This is a genomic window from Pontibacter saemangeumensis (assembly GCF_039541895.1).
GTDB lineage: Bacteria > Bacteroidota > Bacteroidia > Cytophagales > Hymenobacteraceae > Pontibacter > Pontibacter saemangeumensis.
On sequence record NZ_BAABHC010000016.1, the window covers coordinates 361,213 to 377,289 of the forward strand.

The following is a 16,077-nucleotide window of genomic DNA, read 5'->3' on the forward strand; positions in this document are numbered from 1 at the left end:
ATATATACCTAAAAAACCAGCGTCGCGCTTACTCCCGCTGACTTGAAACCGGGCTGGGGCGTGATCAGGAGCCGCTGCCTGCGAATCCTGAGTTTCTGGTTGACCATATCATACAGATAGTTGGTTCCTTTCGCAGAAAGGTATCCCACCAGGGCGCCCGCCATCACATCGGTAGCCCAGTGCGCGTTGTCGTTGATGCGCGACAGGCCCACCAGCGTCGCGACACCATAGGCGATCGGGGGAACCAACCTGTGCTCATCCCCATACACAGTCGCGACAGAGGTTGCCAACGCAAACGCCGTCGCGGTATGGGAGGAAGGAAGCGAGGTGTTGTCCGTCTCCAGTACCGGGCCATCAAAAATATGATTCTCCGTTGTCTCGCTGGGCCGGTGCCGGCGAAACTGGTTCTTCAGCATGCCCGTCACCACGGCGCTGGCCAGCACACTGCCCAACGACACCAGCCCCGCCTTCTGCAGTTGAGCGTCCTTCAACAGCAGTCCGCCCGCAAAGGCCGCCCCGGCAAGAGGGGCCATATAGGCCTGGCGCCCCAGTGGCTCCACAAAACCCGCGACGTTATCGGCGAGGGACGTACGGTGGCTTTGAGTGTACTGCTGCAGGGGCTCATCGGCGAGGGCAAACGTAGCCGTCCAGACGCCTGCTCCCACCACTACCAGCGCTGCTCCCTTGGCCAAAGGCGAAAACGTAGTTTTTTTAAATAAAATGGGGTGTTTGGACGCATCCGGAGGAGGGAAAGCCTGCAGGAAGTGGTTTCTGACAGGCGCGTCAGCTGAGAGGTATGCTTTTTGCGCCTGTAGCGGATTATAGATAAAAAGGGGCAGTAAAAGTACCCACAGCTTCAGGCCATAACGCCTGGTTTTAGTAGGTGCACTCGGCATCGCAAAGGGCATATGCAACTCATTTATTAGTGATGTTTACCTTATTTGAACCGAAAAAAAGGGCTTCCTACTCCGTGCTCCGTATATAAGCGGATAACTTTGCCCAACCTGTATATAGGCTGCTGCAGCAGAGGTTGCTCCAGTCAGTACAGCGAAAGACAATCAGGCAGTACCTATATCCGGCCTTAGGCTCCTTTTAAGAACAAGCGGGAAAACAAGGATCGAACCTGAAAGCAACCTCTAAACAAAAGACCCGTTCCGCACGAAATTCGCCAGAGACGGTTTTCCTGTTCTTTAGCGCAGGTTTTTTGTTCAAATAAAATGTAGGCGTGTTATCTATATTGGGGATTTAAGGAATAAACGCAAAAGCCTGGTCGATAGTATGTTCGAAACAGCCGATTCGCTTGGGTGTAACCTAGAGTATATGTATCGATTTACCCAATGTCGCAGAATCTGTCCCCCTGGCCAGCTTCAGTTACACGACATAATTGCGTAGCTCAAGATTTCAAATCTTTCTTGCTTATAAAGAGCATAGCGGCTCTTTGCTTCTATAGCATAGTCCCTACTCCGAAACCCGGGGCCGCCTCTCCAAAAGCCGGAAAGACGCTATACCCGGGAAAGTGGTATAGATTTCGTGCGATGCCTGTGGAGCCACGCATTAAAGGTGCAGCGAAAGTGTTTAGGGTATATATAAACAGAACGCAAGTTACTGCCAGGCACTTACCAGCAGCCAGGCCATCGCGAGCAGCCCTACCAGCAGTGCCGCCAGCAGGGTGGGCAGGATGTTGTTAGCAAATATATCCTTGTAGTTCCGGATGTTGGCGACAGAGGCCGCCGCAATTATATTGTACAGGCAGATGGCATTCCCCAGCGAGGCACCAGCCAGCTGCAGGGCCAGCACTATTTCCGCATCTATGCCTAACGACATGGCGGCCTGTTGCTGCGAAGCCCCGAAAACAACATTGGAAATTGTAGTGCTGCCTGTAATAAAAGCGCCGATCACCCCGATGAAAGAAGCAAACAGCGTATAAGTTTGCCCCATCATGCTAAGCAGCCCGGCTATATACCCCACCATGGAGGGCTGCCCGACGCCCGAGTAAATCATCAGCTGTGCGATGGCAACAGAGGGGAAAAGCACGACAAACACGCTGCCCACTTTTTTGAGCGGCTCTTTCAGGTAGAGCGAACGGCTTTTCCTGAAATAAGCCACCCCCAGGCCCACCACCACGAACGGAAGAAAAGGCGACTGCAGCGGCTTGATGCTTGCCCGGATCCCGGACCCGAACATGTCACCGAAAGTCAGCTCCCAGCCAATCCACTCCCGCAGAGGGGCCAGCAGCTTCGGCAGGAGCAACAGCACAGCCAGCACCACGTAGGGTAGCCAGGGCCACAGGTTTATCCGGGAGCCCTTCTGCCTCAGGTAGAGCACAGACAGCCCCAGCATCGCCAGGGCACCGAAAACAGTGGCAAGCTCGGGGGCCAGCCAGGCCAGGGCACAGTAAGGCACTATGAAAAAAGCATACAGCACCAACACCTGTTTCCGGTTCTCCAGCGGGCCATGCTGCCTGTTTACCAGCCGGAAAACGAACCACAGCACCACGAAGCCGGCCATACTCACCAGCAAGGCGGCGATGAAGCCTATTTCCCTCACTTCCCCGGCTGACAGGCGGAGCGGCAAAGCCAATCCTATAAGCACAGGCGTGCCCACCGCGCCGAACAAGGCAAACAAGCCGTCAAACAGCAACACCACCGACACCGATAGCACCGCTTCGAACCCCATCGCCATCAGGATCAGCGGCACGATAGCCCCGGGTGTTCCAAAACCCGCCACTCCCTCAAAAAAAGCCGTTAAGCCAAGGGCAAGCAGAAAAAAACGCAGTTCCCTGGATGGGTGCAGCTTATCCAGGGAGTGCGTAATCTGCTCTATCAGCCCCGTGTGCGACATGATGTTATAGAGGAAAACCGCGCCGAGCACAATCAGCAGAATATTCACAGACGTAAGCAGCGACACTCCCAGTGCCCCCAGGTAATGCGCGACACCCGCCCCCCAGTAAAAGAAGAGAAGTGTCGTGACAAGCCACCCCACCATCACCGCCGGCTTCACCCCTTTCGTTAATGAGACAGTCACCAGAATGAAGATGGGCAGCAGCGAGAGCAGGTAATTCATGTTCACTTTTTTTGATACGTTGGATAGCGTCAGGTTTAAATTACGCACACGAACAGGAAGGTAGCACCGCCCGACGGATTTACCCTGGTTCAGGTTAGCTTAATATATCAATGAGATTCGGGCTTGCGGCGGCCTGCCGTATCGCTGCGGGTGCCGATTCCTAGCATCCGCCCGAGGGGTTGCCAGCCTTCGACCTGGTCGGCCACCAGTTTCAGGATCGCCAGGAATGGCACAAACAGGATCATGCCGGCGGCCCCCCAGACAATACCCCCCGTGATAATGGCCAGGATCATGAAGAGCGTGTTCACCTGCAGCCGGTAACTCACGGCTACCGGAAAGATCACGTTAGCCTCCAGGTACTGCACCAGCGTGAACACCGCTACCACGCCGAGGGGGTACCAGACGGAGTCGTAGGTGAGCCAGGCCATGGTGATGGGCAGCAGCGATCCCAGCGTAATGCCCACGTACGGGATAAAGGTGAGCAGGGAAGCCACGATGCCGAAAAGCAGCGCATGCGGTATCCCTAAAACCAGCAGTCCGGCCACATTCAGCACGCCCACGATGAGGTATACCAGCGCCATCCCCTTGATGAACTCATAAAACGTGTTGATCGTCTGCCGCAGGATGAGCTTCATTTTGGCTGCATCCGTCCCGGGGAAAAGCTGGAACAGCGCATTGGCGAACTGCTCGCGGTAATAGAGGATCAGGGCGCTGTAGAATGGAATGAGGATGAGTAAAACCAGGCCTACCGCTGAGCTATAGACCAACTGGCGGGCCAGCGGCAACAACTGCTGCACACCGCTCAGCAGCATTCTCTCCAGCCAAAGAGCCTGCGTCCGGAGCGGCAGGTTAAAGCGTGAAAACAAATAATGGCTCAGCTGGTCTCCCAGCCCCGTGATTTTTCCCCGCAGCGAAGGCCACTCCTCTGAGAACTGGATGAACTGCTGCACCAGCAAAAGAACAAGCCCCCCCACCGCCAGCAGCACCAGCAGCAGGGCCAGGGCAATCGCCAGGGGGCGCGGCATTTTCCGGCTTTCGAGCCAACGGCAAACCGGGTAGAGCACGAAACTCAGCAGCAGCGAAAAACTCAAGGGCACCAGCAACGACTGCCCCAGGTACAATAACACACCGATCACCAGGATATATAGCAGGATCCGCAGGTAGTCGGGTTTGTGGGCAGATGGTGCTGGCAGCATACAACGATGGCTTAAGAATAACACTCACGTTTTGTTGGGGAAAAGTCTCCACCGCTATGACGGTCCCCGCGCACCGGCCTTTGTCTTGCCAGGCTATAGCGGCGCCGCGCCTGTCATTCCTATCCCTCTTTCTGCCTCCCCCTTTAAGGTTACACTGGATTCAGGATTTAAGTTAGGATTGTCTGCAGGTATTCACAATGATATCGGTCATGTATCACCCACCATGCAGCATCCTGATCCCCTTTTAGCTAAATGGCAGGGTAGCATGCCGCCGCACTTTGTGAGAATTTATAGGTGCTTGCCTGCATATTACCACACCCTAAAAACTTCTTTCCATAGCTACAGTAAAAATGCCGCTCCCTCTCAAGCAAAAGAAGGAAGCCAAATATATGGTATGCCTGTTTTGGCGACTCCATATATGCTTTTTATTTGCAGACCAGGTTTGCCTGCTGTGCACGTGCTGCGCCCTGCTGTGCAGGTGTTGCCTTGGAGCTGCTATAGAGTCAAACGAACTGAAAGCAAGAGAGCAAAGGAAAAGCTGACGCTGGCATAGATCAAATAAATCAAAACCCGTTAAATCCATATATGGCTTCGGAAGATTCTATCAATTAGGATCTGTGCCCATATATAATCCCTGCCCTATATAAAGATGATACGAGCGCTATTTTCTCTGCTTCTGCTGGTGCACGGCCTGATACATTTGATGGGATTCGCGAAAGCCTTCGGCTATGGCCACATAACGCAGCTTAGTCACAGCATTTCCAGGCCTGCGGGCGTGCTCTGGTTTGTCACGGCTATGCTTTTTTTAGTTGCCGCTGCTTTGTACCTGCTGAGAAAAGAATGGTGGCTGATCGGTTTCCCAGCAGCCCTGCTGTCGCAGTTGTTGATTATTTCGGTGTGGCAGGATGCCCGTTTCGGCACCATCGCCAACTGCCTGGTATTGGCGGTGGGCTTGGTAAGCCTTGCCGACTGGACGTTCGACAGGAAAGTGGCAAAAGAAGTAACGGCTTTATTGGCCGTCAACAAGGGCAATGCGATAACAGTCACGCCCGAAATGCTAGCGCCTTTACCGCCGGTGGTGCAAAAATGGCTGCTGCGCTCCGGCGCTGTGGGCAAGGAATTGATCCACACGGTACGGCTGAAACAAAAAGGCGAAATGCTTACCAAACCGGGCGGCAGGTGGATGGACTTTGAAGCAACCCAGTATGTGGTGGTGGACCAACCGGGTTTCAACTGGCAAACAAAAGTGCAGGCGATGCCAGGCGTGTTCCTGTCGGGCAGGGACAAGTACGCCAACGGGCAGGGAGAGATGCTGATCAAGCTGTTGTCGCTGAAGGAAGTGGTGCACGCTGGCGGCACCGAGCAAATGAACCAGGGCACGCTGCTGCGCTTCCTCGGCGAAACCTGCTGGTTTCCCACGGCGGCACTCAGTGACTATATAAAATGGGAGCCGCTTGATTCCCGCTCAGCCAGGGCAACGATGACGTACAGAGGGGTGACCGCAACGGGAGATTTCTTTTTCAACGAGGAAGGGGATGTCACGGGTTTTGAGGCCATGCGCTACGGCGATTTCAACGGTAAAACCTCCCTTGAAAAATGGCATATCGAAAACAAAAGCCACCGGGAGTTTGAAGGTATCCGGATCCCATACCAAAATGAAGTGACCTGGAAACTGAAAACCGGCGATTTCACCTGGTTGAAACTGGAACTGACGGAGGTGCAGTACAACAGAGCAGCTATGTTTGAGTGAGAACCCGCGCTCCGACGCCAAAGACAAGTGTTACACACTTGCTGTACAGCCCGCAACGGAGCGAAGTTATAGCCCATCTTATATAGTACAGGCATTTGCGGTTTCTGTTTGGCTCAGACCCCTGCATACGCGTATCTAGTACGATATCCATTACTGGCTGAAATGCTACTGGCTGTCCTCACCCTGCTTGACGAGAAGCTGTAAAGGGCCACCGGATATTCAGAGCTATACCGCCTCAGAACACCCCTGCAAGGGCAAGGCACACCCTATATGGAAATGACAAGTAAACTCGCTTTACGTCCGGTATATGAAACAACTAATTCTATAGGCGCCGTCAGCCGGAAGCAAAAAGGCTTCGCCAGATTCCGGCTTAATCACAACGGAGCAACAAAATGACAAGATCCTTTAATTCTGCGCGTTTGATTTTTAAAAGCTGAAGCATCATGAGAGCCATCCAGGGTCAACTCCCGCACCCCCGCCATACCGAGGTGCACCGGGTTTTTGTAAATGCCCCACCCGACATGGCGTGGCAGGCCGCGCGCCACTTCGATATGGCCTCCATCCCGTGGGTGCGCCTTTTGTTTGATATCCGGTTACTGCCCGAACGCCTGCTCGGACACCAGCCCTCCGAGGCTGACCGGCGGCTGGGCGTTGACCAGGTAACAGAGAGCGGCAAGGGCTTTATGATCGTCCATGAGACTCCCGGCAAGGAGGTGGTGGTGGCATCCGTCGGTCAGTTCTGGCACCTGACTATTCCCTTTGCCGCTGTCGCGCCGCAGGATTTCAGGTCTTTCCAGACACCGGGCTATGGCAAGCTGGCCTGGGCCTTCTCCGTGGAACCCTACCTGAAGGGTAGCACCATCAGCCTGGAGCTGCGCACGACCGCCACCGATGAGGTAAGCTGGCAAAAACTGAATGCCTATTACCAGTTGATCGGCATTGGCTCCCGCCTGATCCGGGAAGCCAGCATGCATCATCTGGTTGCCGCGCTCGGGAAACTCCCCCTCCCGGACGATGACGTGCGGGCATTGCCCGGCGATGAGCTTCTCCCTCAGGCATCCTATGCCCTCACGCACCACATCAACATTGAAGCGCCACCCGAAATAGTCTGGCCCTATCTCATGCAGTTGGGGTGCGACCGGGCCGGCTGGTACAGCATCGACAGGCTCGACCATGGCGGCGTGCCCAGTGTGGACCACCTGGTGCCGGGTTGGGAAACCAGGAAAGTGGGTGACAGGCTCTCCGCCACCCCTGCCCAGGACAGCTTTTTTGAGGTGCTGGCCCTGGAAGAAAAAAAGCATTTCGTGATAGGCGGCGAGACACAGCGGTTCGGGGGGCCGTACAAAATGACCTGGGCCTTTATCCTGGAACCCATCGGTGAAGACGCCACGCATTTGGTAAGCAGAACAAGGGCGGAAGCGACGCCCAATTGGGAGGAATGGTTGATGGAACACCTGGTTTACCCTCCTGTGCATGGCTTTATGTCGGGGGCGCAGCTAAAGCATATCAGGCAATTGGCTGAGCGGGATGCGCAAATGCGATAACAAGACCCATATAACGGAAATTGTGGCTTGTTCCCTGGCTTTCTGCTATATATATTGTGCCTTGTCCTGATGAATACGGAAGCTGATGCTTAGGCCTATATGCGGCGGTTCTATGGCAGCACGTACTAAATATGTACCCGACTCCTCCGCGGGATTTTATCATGATTTTATTTATTCTCCGACAGGTAACATATATAGCTGATGCTTTTTAACACTCCTCCCTCCGACGATGAAATGCGCAAGCAATTAGAGGCCTCGCACACCCCGGACAAGATCAGCAGCCGTCTTCGGCACAAGGCGGGGGAAAGCTACCTGAAGGATTTCGTATATGGGGCCGTCGACGGGGCGGTAACTACCTTTGCCGTGGTTTCGGGCGTGGAAGGGGCTGACCTCGCCCCCAGGATCGTGATTATCCTGGGCATGGCGAACCTGTTTGCTGACGGATTCAGTATGGCCGTCAGTAACTACCTGGGGGCACAAACCGAAAAACAGTTAATCGAGAAAACCCGCGCCGAAGAGCAGGCGCATATCCAGCTGTACCCGGAAGGCGAGAAAGAGGAGATCCGCCAGATCTACGCCGAGAAAGGATTTAAGGGGGAGAACCTGAAACGCGCCGTCGAGATCATCACTTCCGATAAAAAACAGTGGGCCGACACCATGCTGAAGGAGGAGTACGACCTGCCGTCGTCGCACATTGTCGCCTGGAAAGCGGCGCTGGCCACTTTTACCGCCTTTCTGCTGATCGGCTTCATCCCGGTATTCCCGTTTTTATGGAATTACCTGTCGGGGCATCAGTTCCAGAGCCCGTTTCTGTGGAGCAGCGTCAGTACGGGGATAGCCTTTTTTGCCGTCGGAGCCATCAAAAGCAAGTTCGTGGATAAGCCCTGGTACAGCTCGGGCATTGAAACCCTTTTATTAGGAGGCGCGGCAGCGGCCTTAGCCTATCTAATCGGCGATCTGCTGGAAGGACTGGCATAGGCCGCGGTTACCTGGTTTGCGAAGGGCAGGCGTTCGCGCTTTCCGCCGATCTTATCCGCCCCGCTGTTCCCTGTTTTTGCCGATCAGCACGGAGAGCTGTTGAAGGATTTCTTTTTCGATCCTGCCTAGAGCTTTTTCGGCATTAATTCTCAAGAGCTGCCCCGGCGCTACCTCGTTCGGCTCGTGGTACAGCTGCCTGAGCAGCTCAAAATCCGCAAAGCGCGCATCCGACACCACCTGTCTGCTTTTGTCGCGCTTGGCCAGCCGCTTCCGGAGGGTTTCGTCTGATGCCTGCATCTCTATGAAAAGAAAGGGAACCTGCGCGCGCGACAGCCCCTGCCCAAACAGCGCGCGGTGCCGGGGCTGGCCAAAGGAAGCATCCACCACTATGCTTCGCTGGTTCATGACCGCATAGCGTGTCTGGTTGAGCAGGATCTGGTAAACATGGTCCGTGACCTGCTGCGCATATAAGTTGGCCCGCATTTCCGGGCTGCTGCGCTGATGCTGGGGTATGTCGAACAGGGCTTTCCGGGTGATGTCGCTGCTCACATATTCCCATCCGAGCAGCTCGGCTAAGCGGCCGGCGATGGTGCTTTTGCCGCTCCCGCTCCTGCCACAGACTACAAGCACGGCAGGCTGTGAGCCGAAAAGGGCGTAATGCAAGGCTAGGCTGCCATAACGCCTGGCCTTTTCCCGGCTGCGCTGTCGCTCAATGGCGGGCACTTCCGGCTCCTGCGATGTGATACACTCCACCTTGGCCCGTACGCAGGCCCGGTAACATTTATAAAAGTCTGAAAGCAGGGCCAGGTCCGGGTCGTGCAGCAAGCTGGCCAACCGGGAGGTGATATAGCTGGCCAGGTCAGGCCTGCCGTGAAAATCAAAATCCATCGCCAGGAAAGCCATATCGGAGGCGACATCTATATAGCGAAAGCGGTCGTTGAACTCGATACAGTCGTAAATACATACCTTGCCCTGCCATATATGGATATGGTCCAGGTGAAGGTCGCCGTGGCAATCCCGGATTCTCTGCTCCTGCACGCGCTTTTCAAACAGTGCCTGGTTGTCCGCGAAAAAACGCGCGCAGTAATTCTGAACCGCTTCGAGCGACGCCTCCTGCACGATTTCCCCGGTGTGCTCTTTCAAGGCGATCAAATTCCCCTCCACGACCTCCCTCACTTTCTCAGCCTCGCCGTAGGCAGACACGGAGGGGGCCGGGGGATGCTCTTCATAAAACCTCTTCAGTTTTTGCAGGATCAGATCTAGCGTGGCGGGGGTAACCTGGTCGGACTGCAGCAACTGGTCCAGGAAAAAACCTTCCGGGAGCTGCCTCATCTGGAGGGCATACTCTACAATGCGGCCCTCAGCCCCGAAAAACAGGCGATTGTCTTTTGAGGCGATCGGGAGTACACCTATATATAATTCAGGGCATAAGCGGCTGTTCAGCCGGCGTTCCCGCTCGCAGTTTTCTTTCCGCTCCGATAGACGGGTAAAATCGAGAAATCCTAAATTGACGTGTTTTTTGACTTTGTACACATAGGGCGGCGCGATGGCCAGCACGGATGCGTGCGTCTGCCTGATTTCTACTGCGGGGGGGCGGTGCGGGTAAGCAGAAGGCTGCCGCAGGAAAGCGATCATCCTTTCCGTGGAATCTTCCAGTGTGGCCATGTGCTTGTTCCCTGTCTCATCCACTTTTCCCAGGCTATAGGATATGAAGTCTCCGCCTTTGTCACTTACGCTTTTGAGGGTTCCGGTGCGTGCTCTACCTCCAGGTTGTTTTCCACAAACTGGATGCCCGGGGCCAGCCAGGCGGCCTTCTCCGCGTCCTCTTTCTCCGTCAGGGAGCGCACCCGCCCCGTTAACACCACCTTGCTGCCCGTCACCTCCACCTGTATCCTGCTGGCGTCGATGGTGGCGTTGCGGATAAAAGCGGCGCTGATCTTGTGCTTCAGATCGGAGGGAGCCACTTTCGGGCGAAGAGCGATGCTGTTGATGACTTTCCGCACGCCCGCCAGCCTCCCGGCCGCCCTTGCCGCCGACTGAAGCTGAAACACCCACTCCACCTCCCCTTCCAGTGTCACCACCCCATCCTCCACTTTCACGCGTATGTGATCCTCGGGGATGGAGGTGTCCCACTTCAGGGCGTTCAAAACGGCGGCCGCAATTTCGGCGTCGGTCCTTTTGTGGCGGGGGGAAACACCCACGTGGATATCCTCGGCAATGGCTTTCACGCCCGCTACTTTTTTGGCCTCCTGCTCCGCCTCCAGCTTTTTGTAGTAAGCATCCACCTGGCCCGAAAGCGTCACAATGCCGCTGTTGACAGAGACGCCTATCTCGGAAGCCGTTAACATCGGGTTCCACTTCAGCTGGTTCATCACATCCTGTTGAATCTGTGCATCTGTTCTCATGGTTGCAGCTTTAAATATTGAATGATATATGCCAGTGTTCTTTACGTCTCAAAAAAAGCCATCTGCGGCTGCCAGGCTATTAGCAGGATCAACGGATGGCATATTGCGCTTTTTCGGGCTATATATAGTACATACAACTAAATAATCAGCAAATCATTATAGTTGAGGCAACCGGAATATCTCCAGCCAACACACAGACGCAGAGTTTCCTTGTCAGTCTTAGAACTTGCTTTCCCTTGTTGCGCTTAGTTGGGCATATGCTGCAGCTTCTGTTCGTCCTTGATCAGGATTTTACCGTCTACGATGTCGATCAGTTGCTCCTTTTTAAAGTCGCTCAGGGTGCGGATCAGCGATTCTGTGGACGAGCCCACGATGCCGGCTATATCATCGCGGCTGATCTGGATGAAGGGGCGCGGTTCGTGATGCGTCTGGTACTTGGAGTGCAGGAACAGCAGGGAATCGGCCGCGCGTTTGCGCAGGGAGTTGTAGGCCATGCCAGAGAGCAGCTTCTCTTTCTCCGAAACACTGCTGGCCAGCATCTTGATCAGCCGTTTGGCAATGTGGGGGTCCTGGTAAAGCAGGGCCATGAACTCCGATTTCGGTATAACCACAACCTCAGAATCTTCCATGGTTTCGGCGGCTTCCTGGCATTCCGTTTCCTCGATCAGGGGCAGGTATCCAAAAAAATCGCCTTCTCTGTAGATGCCGGTGATATATTCTTTGCCGTCCTGGTTAGAGCGGTACGTTTTCACCTTCCCCCTCCTTACAAAAAACAAACGCGTGGGCTCTGTGCCTGCCAGGTATAGGATTTGTTTCTTTTTATATGCGTACACCTTTTTATCCTGCGTCAGGTATTCCAGTTCCTTATACTGCCGCGCGGTACTGATCAGTTCCTGTATCCCCTCAAACGATTGCCTGCACTCGTTTTTGAGTGCGTCCGCCCGCTGCAGGTGGATTTCAACGGTCTGCATCAAATCGTCTTCCCCGAAAGGCTTGGTAATGTAGCCGTCTACCCCGCTTGCCATGCCTTTCCGCACATCAGTCCGCTCGGTGGCCGCCGACAGGAAAATAAAAGGGATGGCCGCTAACTCCCGCTTTTCCTTGAAATGAAGCAGCACGCCGTACCCGTCCATCACGGGCATCATCACATCGCACAGCACAATATCGGGTTTTCGCTGAAGGGCCAGTTCCAAACCTTTCTTGCCGTTTTCTGCCGACAACACCTGGTAATGCGCCAGTTCCAGCATTTCAGTGATGTTCTCCCTAATGAACTCATTGTCTTCGATCAGCAATACTGTTTTCATAGAGGATAAGGTTTGGTGGAAACAACCACGTGGTGCAACGCCAGAATTGGTGGGTAGCCAGCCGAAGGCGTTGACGCTGGAGAGAGAAAAGCTGCGCGTTGCCAGCACCTGCACCTACACAGAGATTCAGCTGATCTATTTCGCTTACAGCTCCCTAAGGAAACAATGCACAAAAGCGACAGCTGATTTCCCGGGGTGCTTCCTACTTATAACGAATTTTCAGAATATAAGTAAATGATAAAGTCTAAATCAAACGTATTTTATTTCTAAATTTCGATTTTTCAACGCAGTATCCAAAGGAAGTCCGGGTATATAGCGGCTTACCGGGGCAACAACGAAAGCTGTAGCTGGCACGAAAACAGCATCTGCTGGTAGTAAATAGAATGATAACAAAGGCCATGACTTCAATGGGATTTAATATACTGTCTATCATCTGTTTATCGTAAGAATAATTAGGGAGCTTACTATTCTATATAAAGAACCCGTTATGGAAATCATCCTCTGCCCGACCGATTTTTCCCCCAGTTCCCTGAATGCCATTCGCTACGCCGACGAGCTCGCCCAGCGCATGAATTCCCGCATTGTGCTGTTTCACAACATATATGAATCGGCTGGGGAGCAATCCTCCGCAACGGGCGCCCTGCCAGGCAGTCAACCTGCCCGGGACCCGAAGTACCACCAGGAACAGAAACTGAAGCTGGATGGGCTCCGAAAAAGCCTGGAGGATGTCGAGTGGGGAATCCCGGTGGCGTATGAGGAGAAAATCGGGTATGGCCTGCCCGGCGAGACAATTCCGCAGCTGGCCCACCAGGAACGGGCCGACCTGGTGGTGGTTGGGTACGAGCGGCCGGAAGGTATGAAAGAGGCCTTCTTCGGTTCGGTAACGGCCGAAGTGATAAAAAAATCGCCCTGCCCCGTTTTGTTCATCCCGCGCCAGGCTGTTTTCAAGCCTGTTTATAAGATCGTGTTCGCCACGGACCTGCATGGCGAGCCTTTTACCGATGTGGCGTTCGTTTCGAAAATTGCCGGCCTGTTCGAAGCCGAGATACTTTTCCTGCACGTCCTGACAGAGGCCTTGCACGACAACCAGCAACTGGCCCAGGAGGAGTTAGAGCGGCTGCACAAAAGCCTCCCCTATAAAAACGTGAGTTTCCACACCGAGGCCAGCGCCCATCTGGAGGACGGCATCAGTCAGTTCTGCCACCGGCACCAAGCCAACCTACTGGTGATGGGATATCACCCCCGGAACTTCTGGGAGCATATGTTCAGCCAGGATTATAGCCTTGAGATGGCATACCATACGTACCTGCCGCTCCTGATCATTCATTACCGCATCTAGCTGCTGTAGGAGGTAAATTGAGACCTTATCAGGGAGGATAGCCAGACGGGAGCGTTATTGACAAACGGGCTTTTAAATGCGCAGTCCCTTTTAGGCAAGGCTCCTCTAAGACACCCGCTCCCGAAGATCGGGTGCAGCGGTGCTCTTACCAGGTTTTCTGAGTAGCTGAACGCTAAAGAAGGTGGATTAATGGAATCGCCTCAATGTTGTCAGCGATAGATCATACAGGACATCGCTGTATATAACATCGGATAAAACCATCACGATGTCAAGCAGGATTGACCAGCATCGGTTGTTTATTCCCCTGGCCCTGCTCCTTTCCTGGGGGCCCTGGGTTGTTGCGCTGCTCTCACAAAAAGGCTTCGACGCTGGCGTTGTGAAAGGGTTGCTCCTGCTGGGGCTGCTGGGGCCGGCTGTCAGCGCCTGGCTGCTGCTACGAAACAAGCCGGATAGGGTGAAGCGAATTTTTCTCAACCGGATCATCGACTTCAGGCTGATCTCCGTGAGAGGCTACCTGTTTATCGTGCTGGTTCCGGTTATGTTACCGCTGCTATCGGTCCTTGTCTCTACATTGGCAGGTTACTCTTTCCACCAACTTCAATTGTCAGAAGAAGCAACGCGAAGCGCCCCCTACTTTTTTACTTTCCTGGCCTATACACTGCTTGTTGGCCCTTTACCCGAAGAAATCGGGTGGCGGGGGTACCTGCTGGAAAGCTTGCGGAACGACTTTAGCGGGCTGCAGAGCAGTTTTATCATTGCACTGGTGTGGGGTATATGGCATGTGCCTTTGTTCTTTGTGGAAGGGTATCCCTTACAAGGATTTATTGCCAGCCCCCTGCTGCTTTTTACCTTCTTCGGCAATTTGTTCCCGCTGTCGATCCTGTATACCTGGCTTTACTATGCAAACAGGAGAAGCATCCTGGCGGCCATCCTTTTCCACTTTATGATAAACTACGCGGGCACGATCATCCGGATTTCCCCCTTCACGGAGCTTGTTCAGTTTATATGGCTGCTGGTCATCGCTTTGTTCCTGGTTCTTCAGAATAAAAGGATTTTCTTGTTAAGAATATAGCCCGTACAAACGGGCAAAACGGAGGGCGCAACCTGATTAGTCGCATCGGCAGCTTCCAATTATCACCTGTTATTCGTATACAAGAATAGAAGCCGTTAACAACTGGCCACAGGCATATCCATTCACAATAGTCCTGCTTATCACCCTCAAATGCACTTGCCTTCAAAGGCTCAGAAGTAAGATCAAGCTTTCGCCACCTGCCTAAGACAAAGTTCAACTACCACACCGGGTCTGTGTGATTTAAGTCACATACAATAAAGAGGAAAGCATTTATCTTGGATATACCCTGAAATAGGATAAACCCTAAAACTTTACTGAAAACTCACATGAAACTAAACCAGGAACAGCAATTTATAGGCTTTTTGGTAAAAGTGGCCAATGTGGTAGGACTTAGCAGCTTAGCGGTCTTACTGCTGCTGGGTATCATTGTTTTGCTGCTCTTTTACCAACCCGACCTGTCGTTGCCACAGCTAACCTCAGATGAGCCTGTACAAACTACAGCGCCAGCGGCTGCCGGCACCCCTGCCCCGCAGGCTGATGTTATGTGGAGAGCACCCGACCTTGCCTCGTTACCGGCTACCCCGGAAGGCGACCAGATACGCTATGGCCGTGAACTTGTGGCCCATACCGCCAAATACCTTGGCCCTGAAGGAAGCGTGCTGCATTTATCCAACGGGATGAACTGCCAGAACTGCCATCTTGATGCAGGCACTAAACCCTACGGCAACAACTATTCTCTCGTCGCCTCCACTTACCCTAAAGTCCGTGCCAGGTCGGGTAAGGAAGAGGATGTGGTGAAACGCGTCAATGATTGCTTTGAGCGTAGCCTGAATGGCAAGGCGCTGGCTGCTGACTCAAAGGAAATGCAGGCGATGGTGGCTTATATAAAATGGGTCGGCAAGGATGTAAAAAAAGAGGAGAAAGTACCCGGTTCGGGCCTGATGCCGATTGCACTGCTGGACAGAGCGGCAAGCCCTGAAAACGGCAAAGCGGTGTATGTTCAGAAATGCCAGGTTTGCCACGGCCAGGCTGGCGAAGGGATGAAGCCGGTGGGGAGCGCAGAATACCAGTTTCCGCCACTCTGGAGCGCGAACAGCTACAACGACGGCGCCGGTTTGTACCGAATCTCAAACTTTGCCAAGTATGTAAAAGCCAACATGCCGCTTGGCGCAACGTATGCTAGCCCCATGCTGACAGATGAGGAGGCCTGGGACCTGGCGGCCTATGTCAACAGCATGCCACGCCCCCAAAAGGATATTCGTAAAGACTGGCCTGACATCTCCAAAAAGCCGTTTGATCATCCTTTTGGCCCGTACACTGATAAGTTTGATGAAAAGCGGCACAAGTATGGACCGTTTCAGCAGATAATGGAAGCGAAGGAAAAAGCCCGGTAAGAAGAGTTGATTTGGGCAGCCTCGCGTTTTTT

13 protein-coding genes are annotated in these 16,077 nt (G+C 53.7%); 7 read left to right on the forward strand and 6 right to left on the reverse strand.

All coding sequences use genetic code 11. The annotated features are described in order from the left end of the window. Positions 1-8: 8 nt before the first annotated feature. From ABD920_RS15505 to ABD920_RS15515, 3 genes are all read right to left on the reverse strand, one after another. Positions 9-692, reverse strand: a complete 684-nt coding sequence (locus ABD920_RS15505) for a phosphatase PAP2 family protein (RefSeq protein WP_345160323.1) — start codon at positions 690-692, stop codon at positions 9-11. Positions 693-1,602: 910 nt separating this feature from the next. Beyond that, positions 1,603-3,063, reverse strand: a complete 1,461-nt coding sequence (locus ABD920_RS15510) for an L-lactate permease (RefSeq protein ID WP_345160325.1) — start codon at positions 3,061-3,063, stop codon at positions 1,603-1,605. A gap of 107 nt (positions 3,064-3,170) precedes the next feature. Next, positions 3,171-4,259 carry an AI-2E family transporter gene (locus ABD920_RS15515; RefSeq protein WP_345160327.1) on the reverse strand — a complete coding sequence of 363 codons (1,089 nt, stop codon included), beginning with the start codon at positions 4,257-4,259 and terminating at the stop codon, positions 3,171-3,173. A 34-nt stretch (positions 4,260-4,293) separates the two neighbouring features. On the opposite strand from ABD920_RS15515, the gene ABD920_RS15520 reads away from it, so the two are divergent. The 4 genes from ABD920_RS15520 (at position 4,294) to ABD920_RS15535 (ending at position 8,531) form a co-directional block, all read left to right on the forward strand. After that, positions 4,294-4,812 (forward strand): hypothetical protein, encoded by a 519-nt coding sequence (locus ABD920_RS15520; RefSeq protein ID WP_345160328.1) that lies wholly within the window; start codon positions 4,294-4,296, stop codon positions 4,810-4,812. 96 nt (positions 4,813-4,908) lie between these two features. Then, on the forward strand, positions 4,909-6,009 hold the full coding sequence (locus ABD920_RS15525; protein ID WP_345160329.1) for a DUF6544 family protein: 1,101 nt from the start codon (positions 4,909-4,911) through the stop codon (positions 6,007-6,009). A gap of 443 nt (positions 6,010-6,452) precedes the next feature. Continuing rightward, positions 6,453-7,553 (forward strand): SRPBCC family protein, encoded by a 1,101-nt coding sequence (locus tag ABD920_RS15530; RefSeq protein WP_345160332.1) that lies wholly within the window; start codon positions 6,453-6,455, stop codon positions 7,551-7,553. 201 nt (positions 7,554-7,754) lie between these two features. Beyond that, complete coding sequence (locus tag ABD920_RS15535) at positions 7,755-8,531, forward strand: VIT1/CCC1 transporter family protein (protein WP_345160333.1); 777 nt, start codon at positions 7,755-7,757, stop codon at positions 8,529-8,531. A gap of 51 nt (positions 8,532-8,582) precedes the next feature. Here ABD920_RS15535 and ABD920_RS15540 read toward each other — a convergent pair whose 3' ends face one another. The 3 genes from ABD920_RS15540 to ABD920_RS15550 form a co-directional block, all read right to left on the reverse strand. Next, positions 8,583-10,220 (reverse strand): bifunctional aminoglycoside phosphotransferase/ATP-binding protein, encoded by a 1,638-nt coding sequence (locus ABD920_RS15540; RefSeq protein ID WP_345160334.1) that lies wholly within the window; start codon positions 10,218-10,220, stop codon positions 8,583-8,585. Between the two features lie 41 nt (positions 10,221-10,261). Beyond that, positions 10,262-10,936, reverse strand: a complete 675-nt coding sequence (locus ABD920_RS15545; protein ID WP_345160335.1) for a BON domain-containing protein — start codon at positions 10,934-10,936, stop codon at positions 10,262-10,264. A gap of 245 nt (positions 10,937-11,181) precedes the next feature. Then, the gene (locus ABD920_RS15550) at positions 11,182-12,240 is read right to left on the reverse strand and encodes a response regulator (protein ID WP_345160336.1); all 1,059 of its coding nucleotides are present in this window, start codon (positions 12,238-12,240) and stop codon (positions 11,182-11,184) included. A gap of 487 nt (positions 12,241-12,727) precedes the next feature. Here ABD920_RS15550 and ABD920_RS15555 point away from each other — a divergent pair, with 487 nt between their 5' ends. From ABD920_RS15555 to ABD920_RS15565, 3 genes are all read left to right on the forward strand, one after another. After that, entirely contained in the window at positions 12,728-13,579 is an 852-nt protein-coding gene (locus tag ABD920_RS15555) for a universal stress protein (RefSeq protein WP_345160337.1), read from the forward strand. 265 nt (positions 13,580-13,844) lie between these two features. After that, a complete protein-coding gene (locus ABD920_RS15560; RefSeq protein ID WP_345160339.1) occupies positions 13,845-14,651 on the forward strand; it encodes a CPBP family intramembrane glutamic endopeptidase in 807 nt (268 codons plus the stop codon). A gap of 326 nt (positions 14,652-14,977) precedes the next feature. Further along, on the forward strand, positions 14,978-16,045 hold the full coding sequence (locus ABD920_RS15565; protein ID WP_345160341.1) for a c-type cytochrome: 1,068 nt from the start codon (positions 14,978-14,980) through the stop codon (positions 16,043-16,045). Positions 16,046-16,077: the final 32 nt, after the last annotated feature.